The sequence below is a fragment of the Anaerocolumna chitinilytica genome, assembly GCF_014218355.1.
Classification (GTDB): Bacteria; Bacillota; Clostridia; order Lachnospirales; family Lachnospiraceae; genus Anaerocolumna; species Anaerocolumna chitinilytica.
The window spans coordinates 1,750,286-1,771,387 of sequence record NZ_AP023368.1 but is presented as its reverse complement, the minus strand read 5'-3'; the positions used below and the strand labels follow the sequence as shown (position 1 = coordinate 1,771,387).

At 32.9% G+C, this 21,102-nt stretch carries 19 protein-coding genes; all 19 read right to left on the bottom strand.

The genetic code is table 11. From position 1 onward, the window contains the following. Window positions 1-202 precede the first annotated feature (202 nt). Complete coding sequence (locus tag bsdcttw_RS07645) at window positions 203-4,786, bottom strand: NACHT domain-containing protein (RefSeq protein WP_185258788.1); 4,584 nt, start codon at window positions 4,784-4,786, stop codon at window positions 203-205. Between the two features lie 500 nt (window positions 4,787-5,286). After that, on the bottom strand, window positions 5,287-6,516 hold the full coding sequence (locus bsdcttw_RS07640; RefSeq protein ID WP_185258787.1) for an SEC-C domain-containing protein: 1,230 nt from the start codon (window positions 6,514-6,516) through the stop codon (window positions 5,287-5,289). 155 nt (window positions 6,517-6,671) lie between these two features. Next, entirely contained in the window at window positions 6,672-7,739 is a 1,068-nt protein-coding gene (locus bsdcttw_RS07635) for a hypothetical protein (protein ID WP_185258786.1), read from the bottom strand. 706 nt (window positions 7,740-8,445) lie between these two features. Next, window positions 8,446-8,637, bottom strand: coding sequence for a hypothetical protein (locus bsdcttw_RS25385; protein ID WP_334297352.1), 192 nt, complete (start codon window positions 8,635-8,637; stop codon window positions 8,446-8,448). 29 nt (window positions 8,638-8,666) lie between these two features. After that, the gene (locus bsdcttw_RS25310) at window positions 8,667-8,930 is read right to left on the bottom strand and encodes a hypothetical protein (RefSeq protein ID WP_334297350.1); all 264 of its coding nucleotides are present in this window, start codon (window positions 8,928-8,930) and stop codon (window positions 8,667-8,669) included. A gap of 271 nt (window positions 8,931-9,201) precedes the next feature. Then, complete coding sequence (locus tag bsdcttw_RS07625) at window positions 9,202-9,876, bottom strand: hypothetical protein (RefSeq protein WP_185258785.1); 675 nt, start codon at window positions 9,874-9,876, stop codon at window positions 9,202-9,204. Window positions 9,877-10,209: 333 nt separating this feature from the next. Next, window positions 10,210-10,533, bottom strand: coding sequence for a BlaI/MecI/CopY family transcriptional regulator (locus bsdcttw_RS07620; RefSeq protein WP_185258784.1), 324 nt, complete (start codon window positions 10,531-10,533; stop codon window positions 10,210-10,212). A 277-nt stretch (window positions 10,534-10,810) separates the two neighbouring features. After that, a complete protein-coding gene (locus bsdcttw_RS07615) occupies window positions 10,811-11,428 on the bottom strand; it encodes a class I SAM-dependent methyltransferase (RefSeq protein WP_185258783.1) in 618 nt (205 codons plus the stop codon). 171 nt (window positions 11,429-11,599) lie between these two features. Then, window positions 11,600-11,815: a cation transporter gene (locus bsdcttw_RS07610; RefSeq protein WP_185258782.1), complete on the bottom strand. Its 216-nt coding sequence runs from the start codon at window positions 11,813-11,815 to the stop codon at window positions 11,600-11,602. Window positions 11,816-12,144: 329 nt separating this feature from the next. After that, window positions 12,145-12,360 (bottom strand): heavy-metal-associated domain-containing protein, encoded by a 216-nt coding sequence (locus tag bsdcttw_RS07605; protein ID WP_185258781.1) that lies wholly within the window; start codon window positions 12,358-12,360, stop codon window positions 12,145-12,147. Window positions 12,361-12,387: 27 nt separating this feature from the next. Further along, complete coding sequence (locus bsdcttw_RS07600) at window positions 12,388-14,832, bottom strand: heavy metal translocating P-type ATPase (protein ID WP_185258780.1); 2,445 nt, start codon at window positions 14,830-14,832, stop codon at window positions 12,388-12,390. 167 nt (window positions 14,833-14,999) lie between these two features. Next, the gene (locus bsdcttw_RS07595; RefSeq protein WP_185258779.1) at window positions 15,000-15,686 is read right to left on the bottom strand and encodes a 4Fe-4S binding protein; all 687 of its coding nucleotides are present in this window, start codon (window positions 15,684-15,686) and stop codon (window positions 15,000-15,002) included. Between the two features lie 83 nt (window positions 15,687-15,769). After that, window positions 15,770-16,060, bottom strand: a complete 291-nt coding sequence (locus bsdcttw_RS07590; protein WP_185258778.1) for a hypothetical protein — start codon at window positions 16,058-16,060, stop codon at window positions 15,770-15,772. Window positions 16,061-16,122: 62 nt separating this feature from the next. Next, window positions 16,123-17,499 (bottom strand): two-component system sensor histidine kinase NtrB, encoded by a 1,377-nt coding sequence (locus tag bsdcttw_RS07585; RefSeq protein ID WP_185258777.1) that lies wholly within the window; start codon window positions 17,497-17,499, stop codon window positions 16,123-16,125. Beyond that, a complete protein-coding gene (locus tag bsdcttw_RS07580) occupies window positions 17,496-17,759 on the bottom strand; it encodes a double zinc ribbon domain-containing protein (RefSeq protein WP_185258776.1) in 264 nt (87 codons plus the stop codon). Before bsdcttw_RS07580 ends, bsdcttw_RS07585 begins: the two co-directional genes overlap by 4 nt. Beyond that, window positions 17,756-18,139 (bottom strand): hypothetical protein, encoded by a 384-nt coding sequence (locus tag bsdcttw_RS07575; RefSeq protein WP_185258775.1) that lies wholly within the window; start codon window positions 18,137-18,139, stop codon window positions 17,756-17,758. Before bsdcttw_RS07575 ends, bsdcttw_RS07580 begins: the two co-directional genes overlap by 4 nt. A 432-nt stretch (window positions 18,140-18,571) precedes the next feature. Further along, the gene (gene rpoN, locus bsdcttw_RS07570; RefSeq protein WP_185258774.1) at window positions 18,572-19,981 is read right to left on the bottom strand and encodes an RNA polymerase factor sigma-54; all 1,410 of its coding nucleotides are present in this window, start codon (window positions 19,979-19,981) and stop codon (window positions 18,572-18,574) included. 191 nt (window positions 19,982-20,172) lie between these two features. Further along, on the bottom strand, window positions 20,173-20,622 hold the full coding sequence (locus bsdcttw_RS07565; RefSeq protein ID WP_185258773.1) for a hypothetical protein: 450 nt from the start codon (window positions 20,620-20,622) through the stop codon (window positions 20,173-20,175). A 21-nt stretch (window positions 20,623-20,643) separates the two neighbouring features. Further along, window positions 20,644-21,051, bottom strand: a complete 408-nt coding sequence (locus bsdcttw_RS07560; protein WP_185258772.1) for a zinc ribbon domain-containing protein — start codon at window positions 21,049-21,051, stop codon at window positions 20,644-20,646. Window positions 21,052-21,102: the final 51 nt, after the last annotated feature.

Below are 21,102 nucleotides of genomic sequence, written 5' to 3'. Positions count from 1 at the left end.
TCCGAAAAGACCGCCATTTCCTCATAGGAAACGGACCTCGTATCAGCTTTTTATTATATCTACTTAGAAATTACTTCTCAGTATCTACATGATTCTGAAAATACGATAAGAGCATGCATCTTGCACCTTTCTAACAACGGTTTAACTATATAGTAATCTACACGTTAGTATTTTATAATCACTCTAATAAAACCAACCAGCATCATCGATTTCCACGCGGTGCCTCCTGTTCGATCCATGTGTCACTATTAATATTTCCTTTGCCATCCATACAATATAAATAATTATAATTCAAACGTCCAAAGAATTTCGTAACATGTGGAGAGAATAACTGTTTTTCTCCGCCAATAAGCCATATTAATACATAGTCGTTTTTATTTAGCCATTCACAAAAAGCTTTCTTTTCAAACAAGGCACATGGCTGAGTATTAACATCCAGACTTGGATCTCTAAAAACAGCGATATTATCCTTCATCCATTCTCCAGGATTTTCTTTATTGTTAGTCAGCCCCATTTCTTCAATAATCTTTTTGGATGGCATATAAAATGATGATGTTTCATCTTCCATGTGATCAAATCTACTTGTTGAAAACTCATACTCATATAGCGGAACATGATATTTACATTCCGGACCATTATCATATGCCAACCAATCAACTATATTATCATAGCTTGGATGCCACGGATACTCTCCCCAAAACCGTTGATTACCTGTATTTGGAACATAAATTATATTTGGATCCCCCAACCATCTTCCGGACAAATAAGTCCTATATGAATTAAAATCTCGCTGATTGATTATACAAGTATTGATTCTATACCATAGTGCAGGTTCGCCGTGTTTATCATCATCAATTAAAGCTTTTATTTTCCAATCACAAAAAGAACGTAAGGTTAACCATTGGATATCTGTTCCCGGCTCGACTGTACAAATTATCTTCTGGAAGTCAGGCAATGACATTTCATCACATAGCCACTTTTTTTGCTCTGCTAAATCTTCAGAATCAAAATTAAAATAGTATGGTCGCCACCAACGATTTACTATATCATCATAACAAATATCCTTTTTAGCTTCAAACCAATAAGTAGGGTCCATTTCCCTGACATTAATCTGCCATGGTCCCCAAAACTTACTATCATCGACATCTTCGTAACCTCTATCATTAAAGTATAAGTTACCTGATAAATGTTCTAACAATTCATAGTAAGCAATCCATTGATATTTCTTCCCGATCCTTTCTATTAGTCCCCCATTTCTTCTATATGCGTCCCCACAATAAATTCTTTCAAATTCTTTAAACAATTTCGAGGTCCAACCTAATGTATAAGCTCTCTTTATCACCCATCGTTTAGCCCATTCCAAATCAAATTTTGCATTACGATCTGTAACACCTTCATGGCATAGCCATCTTAAATATTCTCGATTTATTTCGTCAATTTTATTACGAAATATGTCAAAGCAGGATTCTTCATTGAATTTTTCTTGAGAATTTTCCTCACGATCATCCACATTATCAAAATCCATCTCTCGATCATCTAATTTGTCTTCACCTTCCTGAAATAAACTTAACAAATCCTCTTTATCTCCGAGCAGGCTATTTATCCATGTTCTTGTTTTTAGCCCCCTGGCCTCTTCCTCTACTACTCTTTTATTCAAAATTTCCATATACTCATTGTTTAGTTCCTTTGGGAGGCTTTCAGCAAAATCAACATTAAACTCATAGCATGTCTTTGGTCTAGGCTCTGACAGATTGGTTGCTGTCCAGTCCGTAACCTCGTTCATGATATAATTTCCAAAATCATTTAAAAACCCTTGAACTGAGCTTTTTATTGAAGAATGCTCTACATCCAATGCATCGATTTCAGAAGGTAATGGGTTCTCCAACGGCCAGGTACTTTTATATGGTGGACGAAATTCATCAATATTCTCAATCACATACCCCTTTTTATTATAAGCATATTCAATAATACCTCTGGCATAATCCCGAGTCAACAAATGCGGATTTTTAACATTCTCAGTAAATTGATGTTCAATTACACTTCTAACAATCTCGTCAACACTAATCTTATCCGGCAAATTTACTATTGCTCCATATGCTGCTGCAAATAGGCCATTTACTACATATGAATCATTTAATCCGGAATATTTACTAAGAAAACCAGAAATCTCATAAGGTATTCGTGAAAAAACTTTTGCTAGTGCTTTTATTGCTGACTGTCTCAACATTCGCTTCGAAGATGAACTTGTCCAAAGTAACACAATCGCAACCAAACGCAGACGCTCATGCTCTACTTTCCCCAGATTTTCATGATTAACCCAATTAATAATTGTCCTGATTGGCGACTCTTTCTCACCATCACCTTCTGAATAATCATGTGTAGATATATATGTAGTCCAAAGACGATCCCGTTCTGCTAATAATCGTTTAAATAAGTTTTTATCCAGAAAATCTGCATTCCAAGGGTGCCCAGGTTCAGTCGATAGTGATAATAATGTATCCAATGCCATGTTATCAAAAGAGGTAGGACGCACTTTATTTAAATAATTTAAGGAGTTATCACTAATCGAATCTTTTGAACGTAATAATATTCCATCAAGAAATGTACCCTCCAAATATTGCTCGTATTTCCAATCATTATTTTTATCAAATTTCAAAAAATCAAGTAGCTCTCGATGAAATTTTTCAGGGACAGCAATGCCAAGAGCTTTTACAATTCCCCAATATTGAAAATCATCAATTATAGCTTTAAGAGTTAGATCCTCATTTATTAGTTTTTGAAATTCTTCTTCATTCTTACAGTTTGCAACAATAGCATTGGCAATCGCAAAATCACTAAATCTCTCATACGTAAATCTTATTATTTCAGTCTTAATCCCATCTCTACTTATATCAATATCAAATGAAAAAAGTCCCTCACTAATTAAAATATCAAATAAGGTCCGCTCTCCATTGTTTCCGCTGTCATATCGATTGATTATCTTTTCTGCTTCATTAACAGGGATGCCCCAAAGCCTATCTGGATAAAGTTTATTCACCATTTCAGATACTGCACTTCGAACTATATCTGTTCTATATACTCCTTTATCCCTTCTTACCACATCTTGAATGCTGTCAAGATAGAATCCAAACAGATTATTATACCCTTGCAGACCTTTGGGAAATTCTTTAAATCCACTATCCTTCAGCGTCTTACAAGTTATTTTAAGAAAAAGTGGGTTGCTAAATTCTGGAGCCAGAAAAGGGACTGCAGGTATACTGATATCATGCTTACTTAAATATTTTAAAGCAGCTCTTTTTTCAAATCCTTCAAAACCTCTGTGTACTATTTTAGGGGTGTTTTTTAAAACTACATCCGGGATAATAAAATCTGTATAAGTATTACGGCAACTGAAAATAACCGCAATATGTTCAAATGACTGAAGATCTAAAATAAATTTATGTATGTAAGAATACCAGTCTCTTCTATAATTCCCTTCATTAATTGCGTCAATTACAATAAGGGTATTGGTTTTATATGTCACACCTAACGTTTCCAAGGCACCTAGAACACTCGAATTACTATGATTTAACAAATCTAATGTTTCAGCTAGAAAACGAATTGGATCACCGCCATGATAATGCTCCCCTAACAAAAAAACTGTAGGTAATGCATTATCTATTCTCCTCAATACAAAATCACATAATAGATGTGACTTCCCACTACCTGCTTCTCCAGTTATTAATAAACGTCTCAATTTTCCCGCTTGAAGTTTCTCGTTTTTAAATAACTCATCGTATTGATAGAGAACGTTGTTAATACTATTAATTTGACGATTGATATCAGCCCTATCATTTCGTGTCTCTGGTTCCTTAACATTTATATTATAAATAAAGTCACTTAAATCATTTAAGATATTAGTTAACACTATAATTTGGTCGCAATACACTGAAATGCGAGAAAGCAAAGCATCATTATCTTTAAATTCTATTATATCATTAACAAATCTATCATATTTTTCTATGAGCTCTATGAGAGTTTGCTCCTTTTCAGTCTTAAACACATTGCACTTAGTTATTGACTCAATGTCTTTTCTACAGCGATAGATTTCAGAGACAATGTTTCTAATTTCACCTCTCCATTCGGATGCTCTATCAATACATGTAAGCATCTTCATAACCGGAAGTTCTACGTGATTTTCAGGGGTGAAACGCTCTCCTAAACATGTTTTAGCATTCATAGCGATACTTCTAAATTTTTCACTTGTAACCACCGCTGCATCAAACCAATAGAGTATCTTACCAGTATATATAGGATCATCTTTCTGAAGAATATCAACTAACTCGCTCTTCCCCCAATATATAAATTCTATTTCATTTCCCCTTTCAATAGCTTTCTTTTCCCACTTTTCCTTATATGAATTCCATGTGTCCAGTGAAGTTACCACTGGTTCACCCTTCTTATTCTTTCTTCTGCTATCTGTTCTATCTCTTGGCACACATATAAAGTATTTTCTTATATTAGGGTGCTTCTGTATCGCATTCTGTACGGATTCATCAATTTGGCTCCACTGACTCGTATCCAATGCTTCGGTAAAATATTTTGCCTGCCATGCCAATTCTGTTCCATCAGTACAGATCCAAAAGCATTCTACACCTGCATCTCCTCCAGCTCCTTCTTTTCTAATAAAGGATTTTGCATTTTGGGGTGGATCCAATCTTGCAAGTTGGCATACTAATTCTTCAAAACCGTTTTGTTGGCTGCCATCATATGCTCTAATACTCTTAAAATCAATATTAATCATCATTTGAATTTCTCCTGAATAAAGTTTATATAATGGGGACTTATGGGAAGTTAACTACGTATCAATCCAATTTCAAACTCCTCCGTACTCATCTTCTTTACTCTAATTATTTTTATTATCTATTGTTCAAAACAGCTGATTTATTATACAAACATAGGTAAAAAGATATTCTTTCTGCCGGAATAAATCCAGATGGTTTGCCTGCACATAAATTTAGAAATACCGTAGCTACTTTAATGTATAAATGTGGTCGCGTAGACATCCGATCTTTAAAATAACTTCACGGACATGAAAGTATTGTAACAATGGAGATCTGAACACATGTTGATGAGAATCAGTTACAAGCTGCTGTAAATTCCAATCCTCTAGCCATGATGTTCAATTGAATATCATGGCTTACGAATATAATCTTAAATTATATAAACTTCATTATTATGGGTAAATGCGGAGTAAAGTAAAATACCACTGACTTAAAGTTGATATAAACTTAAGAAGTCCATATATTACTGTGCTTGTAGTCTTATAAGGTCAAATTTTGGTTTAGACAATATATCATCAATTAACGTTACGGAATTTGATTCATATGTTCGCTGTGTAAATAAACCTTGGATAATAGATTGCTCATCAGGTGTAAATTTATTAAAAAAATTTTCTTTAGATAAATATAGCTCCTCATAAGCATCTACGACAATATTATTTAGAATGTCAACAAGCTCTTGATCTGAGCATTGATTTACTCGACGTAAAAAATCAAGTGGAGATTGGGTGCTGTGCCTGCAACTGATTGCGAAAAATACCGTAATTTGGCTTGTTGGAATATCTGGTAAAACAATTGTTGATATTTGGTTGTAACGTTTGTCTTGAAAACTAGATATTGTTGAATTGCTATACAGTTGGTCAATTTCATCTTTGCAAAGATATTCTCGAACAGTTTGAAAACAAAAATGAGGATTCCGAACTCTCAAAGTCCTAATGGAATTACAAATTAATACTTGATTTCTTATTTGCCATATATGCTTAGTTGTCTCATAATTTGTTTCAATATCAGCTATAATTTCGCTCAATTCTTGGTATAATATTTGATTTTTTCTTAAATCCAATATTAGATCTACTGCTGTTTGGGCTTGATCCGAAGAATGTGGAACAAAGTCTTTTTGATAATAACATGGTGCCCCTCTTAATGAGGTTTTGGTAATTATTTGCTGAGTTACTTCTTTTTTTGTAAGCATGTAATAAAAGTTTCTATAGGCAAGCGCATACTGTTGTTCTTGTGAAAAAGTCATAAGATTGTTAGCTTCAATAACTTCAAACAACTCCCTATCATGGATATTACAAAATCCATTAAAGGTACTAGCCAAAGATACCGTTTCACCTTTTAACTCAACACTTTCGTTTTCCAATGTCCCTATGGGTATAAAATGATATACGTTTTTATTTACATCAAAGATTTGATTTAGAAACCTATTGTTCTGAATTGAGTGACATCGCTGAGTGTCATTTGTACATCCTGCCCAATGGCATTTTTGAATTTTCCACTTTCTGCGATTCCACACCTCATTTTTTAAATTATGATATATTTGTTTTAAATCGTTTTGAGTTTTACATTCAAGTGGTGCTGCCTTGCAACACCACTTATATTTTTTACCAGAACCACATGGACATAACTCATAAATATCAACTCCGTTGACCCGAATAAATTGCCTGATTTGTAGTTCATCTATCTCCAATTTCATGATTCTTTCCTGCTTTCATATAATCTAAATATTTACATAACTCCAATTATAAGCGAGATTCCTAATCTATATTGTTTATGACTTAATAAGCATAATAAGAAGAAAATTCAGTAGAATACAGGCCACATTTAAAATATAAATCTACTACAAGGTTGTCAATAATTATCCATTATGTATTGATTGCAATTTCTAAATAATTCATATGTTTGTTTTTCATTCTCTAGCATATCAAACATTTTTTTTATAAGTTGTTTTTTACAATTATTAGATAAAATGGTATTCACTTCATCGTCATACATATCTAAAAAAATACTTCTCCATGAAACAATATCTAGATCTTCATGTAATAATGAAATCAATATATTATATGCTTCCGTTTTATCTCCAATTTGATACTTTGCCAGCATATAATATTGGCGGACCCAAACTTTATCTTGAGATTGTAACACGATTGAATCTTTCTTTATTAAGCCAATAACTTTATCAAATTGTTTTGAATAATATAAGTACTGTATTTTATCAAAATATATATCCCTAATATTTAGGTTGTTTTTATATACTATCTGTTGAACTCTTACATATAACAGATATAATTCATAGTAATTATCGCTCATATATGATATGTTTTGATGTTTAGCTTCATAGGGTGAAAAATACAATTTTTTGTCTAGATAAAAATCATATACAGATAGCTTCTTTCTAATACTAAAGAAAATATTAATTTCATCTTCAGAGAGGAATTCATTAATTATCAAAACTTGAGAAATCAAAGACTCTAATTCCTTAGAAATATTTTCTAGTTTTTCCCCGATAGCAATAAATTTTTCAGCATACCCATCTGGTTTAATATATTCCTTATGTAAACATTTATTTTGCAAAGCAAGTTTTATATCCTCTTTTATAAGAGTCCCTGCCTTAATTTGTTTTTGATACATAACGTTATCAAAAATAATATTGAAAACAGAAAATAATTTATTTGAAACTTCATATTCAGTTAAATCTATATTTTTTCTTACACTTTGTTTCCTATATTCTATCGGTATTAAAACTGTCATTATAAAAAAAACATATGACAAGATATAACCTATTGCAATTGGAAATATAAAGTCATGATAAATAGTATTCGCATATGATGATGGTGCTGGCAGGAAATAACCTACCATTCCTATTATAGATACAATTGCAAAAACGTGAATAAATTTACGAAATATACTTGCTTTCATCGTCTTATCTCCTTTTAGTAGCATTATATACTCCACTTGTTTTGACTTCATAATTATATCTATGTTCCGGGAAGCATATTATGGATATTTGTACTCCTTATTCAACTACCCATTATTGTTATAATAAGAACAGTTTTTATCAACCAAAATATAATTGAAAATTAATAAAATCATTTTAGTATTTCGCGGTTTAAGAAAATAATAAACAATATGTATTCACTATAGTATATATTTCCTACCATATTATAGCACTAATTACTATTTTCTGTCTAGTTTTGAAATATTATGTATATTAAATCTAGTAAATCAGAATAGACTTTAGGTATTTATTTAATGTAAACATAAAAATCTTCTTTCCTGCACAATTATATTGAAAATATAACGCCTATTAAAACAACTGCATAAGATAAAAATAGACTCTAAAACAAAAGACCACATTAAATAGAGAATGCGGTCATTCATTATCAGCTTTATTAATTTACTTAGTTTATAAAATGACACTATTGGCTTTCATTAACTTCAGTTGACTTCCAATCAATAGCTGCAAATTTACCTTTTGTATAATTATCAATGCGTTTAATCCATTCTACCTCATGCTCTGCTTTTGCTAACAGCATTTCATTTGACGTGTTAGTATAATAAAATGATGCATTAATAATCCACCAGTTCACCGCTATGTTAGCACGATTTAGATCTTCTTCTAGTCTTAGGGCTTCATAAATAGGTGTTGCTCAGCTAAAGTAACGATTATAACTTCTGTTTCATCTGAATTACAAAGTCTTGGCAATAGCTTTTCAACAGATTCCGGAATATCACCTCGTGTTCGTTCAATTTCTCGATGATAGCTTTGTGTTGAATCCAATAATAGTAATGTATGGCCAGTTGGTGCTGTATCGATAATTACCGTCTCATTTTCAGCTTTTTCTACTATCTGTCAAAAGCCCTAAATACAGCAATTTCCTGCGTACAAGGTGAGCGAAGATCCTCTTCTACATAAGCGATATCTTCTTCTGACATAACTTTTCTTGCTTTTTCCAGGACTTCACTCTGATACTTAATCAGCTCTGCCTGCTCATCTTTATGACTCATAGTTATCAAAGAGTTTTCTTTCATAACATATTTCAAATGAGCTACCGGATCTGTTGTAGCTAGATGAACTTTTACTCCTTTTTCTGCCAGCCCACAAGCCACAGTGGTCTTCCCTACCCCACCTTTCCCTATAGTTAATTGAAGCCGATTTGGTTATTCTTTCAGTGGTGTTAAACCTAACACAGAGCTGGCGACGATAAATATATAATTAAAACCATACCTCCATTATATTTTTAAATAGAACCCATAAAATTATTTCGTGAGTAGTAAGTCATATTTTCATTTTTTGATGAGGCATTTTGGGGAAAGTAGTAGAGTTCTCTATACTACTCCCCAAACCACACTAAACTGAACAATATTATCAGAAACGTACTCATTTAAGATTAAAACTTTTTATGAACTTATAAATATCAGTCTTAGTACCGTTTGAATCTATGACTGTATTTTTTTTATATTCCCAGCCTGTTACTTTCATGGGGTCAACTCCGGCATCAATTAACATTTGGGGATCTAACAAAAACTGAATATCAGAATCATTATTAAGCATATTTTTAGCCCAACTGAATATATTACCGTTTTCTAGGTTAACTCCATAATGATCTAATTCAGAATGATATACTATCTGATTTGGTTTTATTTCAATGAATTTTTTAAATGAGTCTAAAGGAGTTGCCTCACCATTGTATGTTAGTTTTTCATTACTTAGTTTTACACCGACCATTATTTTATTATTAAGTACAATGTTCGTTGGCAATTTACTTATAACAAGTCCAGCATCTACAAAAGGTTTTGAGTCAAATTCTATCAACACATCATGATATGGACTTTTACTGTAATCTTTGCTCCAAATAAATCTTTCATCACCATCTGGTGCGGTCAGTGCCCAACCACCATATATGTCATCTGCTTTAACGTTTTCTGGTATAGTGTCTAATAAGTCTTTAAACGAAGAAACTATCACTTTATCCTCATTTTTACGTTGTTGGCAAGAAACAAGAAAACTCATCATTAAGAGTACAAAGACGAATACAACTATTTTATTTTTCATATTAACATGTATGATTAATTAAAACAATAACCATACGTCTCCTTTCATATTATCGTTACTATACATTTAGATGCTGTGGTACTAATGATTTTTACTGAAACTTGGCTAACAACTAAGTGTATAGCCGTTATCTATATAAGAATTACTTATTAGATGGATGTACCTATATTTTACTTATTAACTATTAATATTGTTATAATATTATGATGCCGTATCACAGATTTTTAGCAATGCATACATATACTTAATTTATCTAAAATGCCTTTATTAGTATTAACTATAAAACTATTTTTTATTTCATCTCCATTTTCTTCCCTCATTGCATCTCTTTCTTTATTTAGCAAAGGATTTTTGAGCTTTGACTGCAGTCACAATAAAATTTTCATATGACCCTTCAAACAATTTTATAACTAAATCAGAAATTTCCCTTTTCTGGACTTCTTCACGATTTACTAGTGCTTTGCACATAAATCTGGTTCCATATCTTTCTATTGCTCCCCTTTTAATGCACTTATTAATGTGTGTATACACAGTGTTACGATGCCATCCGGTTTGACACACAATTTCATCGAATATTCTTGCGGCAGATAATCTACCATTATGCTTCCAGAGCACATTCATGATATTTAGCTCTGCATCAGTTAATTTTTCTCTCATTCTAACCCCATATTAATTTTTATTTTTATTTAAATAATAGATAATTTAGATTACGCAACTTTCAGTAATAAATCACCAAATTGAACATGTCCCCAATTATATTCCCATACTACAACGAGTTCAGATCCTATATATAAAAGTGCTATTTATCATTTATATAATGTAATAGATAACTTTAGCTCTTTGATAAATAAATTCAAAGTAACCAACTTTGATTTCGTTTAGTTTGACCTAGAAGTACAATTTTATTGTAATACAAAAGTAACACAATAGATTTTTATTTCATATTACTAATTTCAATTTTTTTAACTATGTCTCCAGCGAGATTCGTAATTTTAACTTTTACAAACCCTGCCTTTCTAACATTGTCCACTGTTTTCCTGTTAATATTAGCACCATAGAGATTAACAGTAATCGGATTAAGTACATCCATTATTAGGCCAATTACTTTTATCTCACTCCTGACATGTTCAATCATAATAATTTTTCCATCTGGTTTGCATACTCTCTTTATCTCCATCAACCCCTTAACCGGGTCTGGTACCGAACAAAATACACAAGTAGTAAATACATTATCAAATGTATTATCCTTAAAATCCATATTTTGAACATCCATATGAAAAAATTCTATATTTTTTTTCAATACATTAGCCTTATCTTTTGCCTTTTCAAGCATTTTTTCACTAAAATCAATGGCTGTCATATCTATGCCATCCGGATAAAATGGAATATTTTTTCCAGTACCTACACCAACTTCCAGGCATTTTCCATTTAATGAACTTAAAACCTCAGTTCTCCATTTCTTAAATAACATAAGTTCCATCGGCTGTTCAAAAATGTCGTAAACACTTGCTATCCGATTATATCTTCTTTTTATTTTTTCATTAATATCCATGGCATTTTCTCCTTGAATATGATTTTATTTATATAAATCATTTAAATAATTATTTATACCATTATATATTTAGCTATTTATTCAAAAGCAATTGTATTGCTTCATTAACAGTAAAAATTGATTTTCCAGAAACCATTTCAATAAATCAATCCATATTACTATTTTTATTAATTATAGGTGTCCCGTTGTTATAGCTTTATTAATCATATTACGTATTCTTTCATTATCTAAAGTACTATCTTTATAAATAATATTTATATTTTTATTCACCATATCAATATCAAGTGACTTAATATTATCGATCGCAGAAATCGCAATAATTGCATTATTAAAACATTTTTGACAGTACATATTCGTTTGATGTATTTTCAAACTCCTGGCTTTCACCCTAATTCCTCCTTCATATTTTGATGAAAAATATCTATCGTATCATTTTTCTTTTTATATTAATGATATTTATTATCTTGATTCGATATAATTATAGAATTTTAGTATGTAGGATATATGTTTATTCTTCGTCCATTAACTGAAATAATTAATTAATTTGCAACACAATTCCATACATCAAAATGATATCTTGCTGGGTCAGGCTTTTATCTCATATGATGAATTTCCCTTTAAATTAAAAAATTGGAAGAACCACTATTCTTTGAAAACATAATAGTTCTTCCAACAATCTTTACTATATTTTTATTAGCAACCAAATTAGATTTATATTATAAAACGTCTATTCCTGTAACCTCATATCCTGCTTCATCAATGGAAGATTTGATATCCCCATCTTTAACATCCTGGGATGTCTCAATGATTGCATTATTGGAAGCTAAACTAACTTCTACTTTTACAACACCGTTAAGTTCTTTTAAAGCCTCTGTAACATGATTTACACAGTGCTCACAACTCATACCATCAATCGTTATTTTCTTAATCATTCTGTGTACCTCCTTATTTTTTCACATTTATTGAATTGGTTTAAATGCCTTTAACCTTAAAGCATTAGACAAAACGGATACCGAACTAAGACTCATAGCCGCTGCAGCAATCATAGGATTCAGTAACGGTCCTCCAAATAAATGAAGAAGCCCCATTGCTACCGGTATTCCCAAAGTATTATAGCCAAATGCCCAGAATAAATTCTGCTTAATATTACGAATGGTACTCTTGGAAAGTTGTATTGCTGTCGGAACATCCATTAAATCGCTTCTCATTAATACGATGTCTGCTGATTCCATGGCTACGTCAGTTCCCGAACCAATTGCGATACCGATATCTGCCTGTGCTAATGCCGGCGCATCATTGATACCGTCACCTACCATAGCTACTTTTTTTCCTTCAGCCTGCAGTTTTTTTACTTCATTTGCTTTGTCCTGTGGCAAGACTTCTGCCAGTATACGGTCAATACCTACCTGCTGTGCAATTGCTTCTGCAGTCCTTTTATTATCTCCGGTTATCATAGCAACTTCAATACCCATACGATGCAAGCTGTCAATGGCTTTTTTACTATTTGTTTTAACTGTATCAGCAACAGCTATGATACCGGCAATCTTATTATCAATTGCTATATACATTGGAGTTTTACCTTCGCTGGCTAATATATCTGAAGTGGCTTCCAGTTTTTCTAAAGAAATATTACGTTCCTTCATAAGTTTCTGGTTTCCTGCCAATACATTCTTATTATCAATCGTTACTTCTATACCATGACCAGGTATTGCCTTAAAAGAATCCGGTTTTATAAACGCTAATCCTCTCTCCTCCGCTCCTTTCACAATAGCTTCTCCCAGAGGGTGTTCTGAGCCCTTTTCAGCGGATGCTGCCAATTGTAATAATTCATCCTGTGTAATATCATTTGTAACAATATCTGTTACTTTAGGCTTACCCTCTGTAATGGTACCAGTCTTATCAAAAACAATGGTTTGTATTTTATGGGTAGTCTCCAAAGCAACACCACTCTTGATCAAGACACCGTGTTCTGCACCCTTTCCTGTTCCAACCATGATTGCCGTAGGAGTAGCAAGCCCTAGAGCACAGGGGCAGGCAATTACGAGAACCGAAATAAAAATTGTAACGGCAAATACTACGGATTCTCCTCCAAAAAAATACCAGGATAAGGATGAGATTAACGACAATAAGATAACAATCGGTACAAAGTAACCGGAAATAATATCTGCCATCTTGGCAATGGGTGCTTTTGAACCTTGGGCATCCTCAACCAATTTAATAATTTGAGCCAGGGCTGTATCTTTTCCAACTTTTGTAGCTCTATATTTTATACTTCCATTTTTATTAATACTTGCACCAATGATATTATTACCGGGATTTTTTTCTACCGGGATACTTTCGCCGGTCAGCATGGATTCATCAACAGATGTGGTTCCCTCAACGACCACCCCGTCTACCGGCATCTTTTCTCCGGGTTTTACTAAGATAATATCTCCTACTTCTACTTCATCGATAGGAATTTCTTCCTCTTTACCGTCTTTGATTACAATAGCTGTTTTAGGAGCAAGACCCATCAGTTTTTTAATCGCTTCCGAGGTTTTGCCTTTTGTAACTGTTTCCAGATATTTACCCAACATAATGAGTGTTATGATTACACCTGCTGCTTCAAAATACAGATCATCGACATACTCTTTATTACCACCACTAATCTGTACGATTGCATATATACCATATAACAATGCTGCCGACGTACCGATTGCTATCAGGGAATCCATATTAGGGCTTCTTCTAAATAAAGCGGAAAAGCCGACTGTATAGAATTTATATCCGGCAATTATCGAAGGAATTACTAACATAAGCTGCACTAAAGCAAAATTCAGAGGATTCATTTCTGGATGCACAACACCAGGAAGAGGAAACATAAGCATATGACCCATTGCCATATATAAAAGCGGTAATGTAAATATGGCCGAGATAACAAATCTTCTCCATAATACTTTTCTTTCCCTTTCTTTTCTCTCCTTGTCAGCGTCAACAGCAACTTCATCATCAATTACCTTATATCCGGCTTTCACAATGGCACTTTTGATATCGGAAATTTTCACTTTAGCAGGATCATAGCTTATGTTTAATTTTTCAGTTGCAAAATTAACATTTGCTTCTGCTACCCCTTCTATCTTCCCAGTTACTCTTTCTATTGTTTTAGCGCAAGAAGCACAGGTCATTCCCTGAATCTTAAAAGTTTTGCTTACAGAATCAGATAATGCCTTATATCCGGCTTTTTCAACAGCAGACTGAATATCTCCTACGGAAATCATCGCTTCATCAAAACTGATATTCAATTTTTCAGTTGCAAAATTAACATTAGCTTCAAAGACACCTTCCAGCTTTTTTGTGGCCTTTTCAACTGTCTTTGCACAGGATGCACAAGTCATCCCCTGTATTTGAATGGACTTATTTTCCATGTTTCTCCTCCTTTAGTTATTTCGACATGAGACCACCCCACCCCCGTGGGGTATAATAAAAGTATATTGTCAAATCTTTTGTTTGTCAAGACCAAATAAATAATTTTTATTTTCACTGACTTATCTATTAAACGGGATCTAAATTCAATAAAACCGATCTAATAACCTTAAACCCCAACATCAATACTATTTTTTTCTACGGGCTTTATGTTATCCTGGTATCCTATTCTTTCATTCGGGCAAGACTTTACACAAACACCACATTGGATACAATTGTAAGAGCTTAGCTTCGTCCCTTGATATTCATGAGGTGCCAGTCCCATTGGACAACTTTCTTCGCATTTTCTGCATTTGGAACATTGTTCTGATACATTTAAGACCTTTTTCCTGTTACTAAGATAAGTAACAAAAGCTCCGGTACTCCCCATGGGACAGAAGTGACACCATACTCTGTTATGATAAATAACAGATAGAAAAGTGCCGGTAATCACAGCCTCTAATATCATCTCATAAAAAACCATTCCCATCATTACCGGTTTACCGAATGAATAGAAGATTTCAAAACTAAACATGGACATCATCAGGGTAGTAAATATGATACGAATCCATTTGGATTTAAAAAATTTCGGTGCTTTCTGATGATTACTTATTTTTATTAATACATTATCAAAAAAAATACCGATGGGGCATATGTTGCCGCACCAGAATCTACCTGTAAAAAAACCTGTTAAGGAAGGACCAATCATGCAGATAAAAAAAACTAACATGATCATAGGATATTTTAAACCGATTACCATTACCAGTAACATTACGATAGCGGCATAGTTTTTCCACCACTTCAAAATTGTTGCCAAAGTTATCTACTCCTTGTCTTTTAGAATATACTGAAAAAACTCCCGCCTTAAAATAAGGCAGAAGTTTTTCCCGATCAGCTAATCTATCCATTATTTTTTGGTAAGGTTTGATTTGGCTCCATTTTTGATTCATCACAGCAGCTGTGTTTTCCACCTTTGAACATCATAAACATCATACTGCCCATCATAATCGGACAGATAAAGGGAGCTATAATCCCCAGTAAACCTGCTACCGCCGGGCTGAACCTGGCTATAAACGGTAATGAAAACACGATAAGGATTGGCAGCCCACAGCAAAGGACCATATGAAGTATATGCTTCATGGGGCTATGTCCTTTACTGTCATGATCTTTTCTATCTTTTAAAAAATTCATTCTATTACCTCCTAATATTTTAAATCTGTTGATGTCTTTATTATAATCTTTCCATATGAAGACTAAATGAAGATTTCAAATATTGTCCCTTTTCCCAATGAACTTTTTACATTTATGCTGCCATTATGATCTTCAATAATCCGGTAGAGTATGGGAAGTCCTAAACCTGTACCCTCCGATTTCGTTGTAAAGAACGGATCAAAAATCTTTTCCAGATTCGCTTCCTCAATTCCCTGGCCTGTATCCTCAAATACTATTTTGACTTTGTTATCCTCTAAGCTCTGTGCCGAGATACGAATTTCTCCGCCTTCCGGCATGGCATCAACCGAATTTAAGATTAAATTAACGAACGCCTGAATCATTTGTTCCCTGTCATAATAACCTACAGGCAATTCAGATTTTATATAATTGACATTTACCTTGTGTTGTGAAGTATATTTATTGGTAATGATTAATACATCTTCAATAACCTGATTAATAGAATACAAACCTTTTTCATTTTTACTTGGTTTACTAAATTCCATCAGGGACTTAATCACTTTATTTGCCCGTTCTACTTCTTCATCAATAATATTTAACTCCTTAAGCTGGTTTTCATTATTAACTTCCTTGCTCATGGTCTGTTCAATCATTTTAATGATAGCCAAGGGGTTTCTGATTTCATGCGCTATTCCCGTCGCCAGCTGCCCGACGGAAGCAAGTTTATCATTCCGATGCATCTGAATTTTCATCTTATTTATTTCAGTAATATCATCGATGATTATAACCAGGCCTTTGTTCCTGCTTTCTAAGCTCAATGGAAATATATCTATTTTTATATTAACTTCCTGATTATCTTTCAGAAGCTTTTTTTCAATATTAATTTGGGGTGTATTTTTTTCATTTGCTTTATTAATTATGTCTTCAAGATCTTCACAAGAAGGAAATACATCAGCAAAATTCAGACCTATACAGTCATAAGTTACACCTATTATTTTTTTTGCACTTTCATTCATTGAAGTAATAAAAAAATCTTTATTAATCGCCATAATACCAAGATGAATGCTTTCCAGCACAGAATTGGTATAGTTCTCTAGAATTACATATTTATTTAGTTGACTGTCCATTGTTTTTAATGCAATATTTTTCTTTTCTACCAATATTCCGGTAACAATTCCGGCTGCAACAAAGAGGAATACATCCATTAATTCATAAAACCCTTTATATTGAGGCCCAATAGATAATAATTTCTGAGGAGAATAGATGATACTGATTATAATTGATACAGTGGTTCCTCCTTTAAAGCCAAATTGTACCGAGGCCAGGATTATGGGTATGAAAAACAGGATTTTATACATTTGATGCAAGGGCAAATCTTTCGTTTTGGTTAAAAAATGCATCGTTGTGATAACTGCTATTAAAATTAGAATTATAATTTTATAAGCAAGCTTCTTTTTCATCCATTTTCACCTTTTCTTAATTGTACTTCACAGTAAGGGCAGTATTTCCAGTTGATATCCACCATTTTACCGCAATCCGGGCATTTTTTCCTCAAAGTTTCCTTGCATACCGGGCAGACGTTATAGTTTGATTCAATAGGGTTTCCGCAATTAGGACATTTCTTCCCATTTATCTGCCCAAAAATATTTTTATAAGCTTCTTTGTAAATGAATAAGTAATAAATAATTAAAATGATAGCTACTAAAAATAACAGAGTCATCTTTCATTCACACTCCCGTCTTTTAGTGTGTTTCCACATCTGGGACAAATCTTCCATTCATGGTTTTCTATCGTCAATCCACATTTCTTACATTTCTTCTGTCCGGAAGTTGAAAATATTTTTATTACTGCAATGATTACTATCATCGCGCTCAGAATAAAAATAATTAAGCTAATAAAATTACCATAATAAGTAATTGAATTATTATAATAACCATAAGACTCATGCATTCCCATTCCAGAATTATATTGAATAGAGAAGAATGGCAATCCATAATTATAGATAATAATTAAAATAAATATACTAAACAGCAGAAATAAAATTGTCTTTTTAAAATTCATATTGCCCTCCATGATGCCATCCACCATAATTAAATCCATAGCAGATACCATCAGAAACTTTTCTTAATATCCACCTGCGTAAACCTGATATGCCCGCTTAACACAGGTGGATAATCTGCATCTCTGCTTAATAAAAGAATTGATTATAAACCAATTCGATGCTTACATTTTAGAAGCCGGCATTATACCATACATATAAATTAAGTAACCTACAACTATGACTACCACAACCCCTGCTACGATACCTAATATTGTCAAAGCTTTTTTATTCATAATTTCACTCCTTTTTTATAAGTTTGTATTTATTATTAAAGCAAGTTCCATGCCAATGATATCTGGCATAATTTTTGCTTTTTTATATTAAGACTGTCCCGATAATCCAGGGACAGTTTTTTTGTTGTAAAACCTTATTGTACAATAATCTACACCTAATTGTTCAAATTCCGGCAGTATCAATGGATAATGTTTAAATTAGTTTGAATAAACTTTTCTTTTGGCAGAAGACCTTATGCCCAGCTCTTCTCTATATTTAGCAACTGTTCTCCTGGAGATATTCATATTCAGATTCTTTAGCAATTCATAAATTGCCTGATCCGATAAAGGATTAAGCTTATCTTCTGCTTCAACCACCCGGTTAATTTCTTTTTTAATAACATTGGATGAGATATTTTCTTCCTTTGTTCCACTATTGATTCCATTGGTAAAAAGATCTCTAAGCCTTATGGTCCCAGCGGGAACACTGATAAATTTATCTTTTACTGCTCTGCTGACTGTGGATTCATGTAAATTTAAATCTATTGCAAGCTCTTTCATATTCATTGGCCTTAAATAAGCTTCACCCTTATCGAAATAAGCCTTTTGATATTCTGTGATTTTTTCGATAATCCTGTATATCGTATTTCTCCTTTGTTCTATCCCTTTTATAAATGCCAGAGCGCTGCTAATTTTATCTTTCATGAAACTGACAGTCTCTTGATTCTTATTCTCTTTCAAAATTCTCTGATAGTATGAATTGACATTCAACTTCGGTAATAAATCGTCATTCATGATAATATAATATTCATTTCCAATTTTTTTTAAGAATGCCTCAGGTATAATATACTGTGTTGCCTCCCCGGTATAAAATCCTCTTGCAGGCTTTGGTTCCAAGGTTTTAATAATATTGACATAGTTTTGTACGTTCGCTACAGTATCATCCAGAATCTTTGCAAGTTCCTTTATTTTATTGTCTCCCAGTAATTCCAGGTGTTTCATAATAATCTCTTCTAATTTTTCATTATATTTATTTTGCTTCTTTAACTGTATCATTAAACTTTCCCTAAAATCCTTAGCTCCTATTCCCCATGGCTGAAAATCTTTCAGAATTTCAGATGCTTCAAAAACCATTTGATATGGCTTTGAAATCAACTGAGAAATATCTTTTATCTCCTCTGGTATCAATCCATCTTCATTAATGAATTCAATTAAGGATGCACAAATATTCAGTATTTCCTCATTCTCATCCCGTTCCATAAGCTGCTCTTTTAGATAATCTTTTAGCGTAGCAGTTTGGGATATATAATTGAATGGGTTATTGTCATAATCATCATCTGAATCATGATAAATTATTTCACCTCCATAATTATCATATTTATTATTCTGTATATATTTTTCATAAAAAAATGGTTCTTCCTCTTTCTTAATGTCTGCATTATCCGTATCTTCATTAAGATCTGAGTTACTGTAGTCAATTTCAAGAAGAGGATTTTCATTTAATTCCTTTTCAATACACTCCTGTAAATCATCGATTGGCATCTGAAGAAGCTGTAAAGACAGTTTCATATCACTAGTTAATAACAGCCTTTGTTCCTGCTGTATATTTTGTTTCATATTCATGTCCATTCGCTTCATCCCTCCCTTCGCTGAATCATAAAAATTATATATCTGTGTTATGAAGTTTATATGTAGTTTCATGTTACCGTCAAAAATTGCAGCTTACTTTAAGTAAAATAAAAATCAGAGTTATCCGTATTTACTATTAAGTGGGATAACTCTGATTTATTTATTAAAATATTGTAATTCTTATTCTTATGTTACATATGGCCGCCCATCATGTCATCATCCATCATGCTGCCACTACCTGAACTTCCACCCATCATGTCATCGTCCATCATTCCCATACTGCTACTAGAGCTTCCATTCATATTGTTACTGGAGTTTCCGCTCATACCGATACCTGAACTTTGTGTATTCATTCCAGAGTTCATATTACCTGGCATATTCATACCGCTATTCATGTTATTCTGCATCATTCCATTCATGTTATAGCTGCCGTTCATATTATAGCTTCCATTCATACCATTCATATTATAACCGCCATTCATATTGTAAGAACCGTTCATTCCATTTTGGTTCATGTAATTATGATTGCTGCCATATGACTGATAGTTGGAAAACTGGTTAACCCCCCAGAGAATCGCAAAGCTGATTATAATTCCTGCAAAAGATACAACCGCTAATTTTAACCACGGGTTATTATTCATATAATTACCTCCATTTTATTATTATTTCGCTTCTGTTCCACAATAAGGGCATACCTTCCAGTTATTGTCTAAGGGTTTACCACAGATATCACATGTCTTCCTGGGCTGTTCAACCGGTGTTGATCCGCTTTTATAAGCTTCCATGTTCTGCGGAGTAAAAATATAATTCTTCGCTACCATGATTAAACCCACAATCAGCGCAACTACAAACAATACAATTAAGACCTTAATCAGGAATATTAATAATACGGAGAATGTTCCTGCACCAAATCCATAATTTCCACTCATATACATATGCTCACCTCCATAATTTCCTGAAATATTAATACCTAAATAATTAGATGGGAATAAAAGTTCTTTTGCAAACCATAAAACAACAATACCTATAAATGAGATTATTATTAGTTTAAGGAATGAATCCTTTTTCATGTTTTACACCTCCTTTCAAATGATCTTTACACCAATATAAAAAGCAAGTTC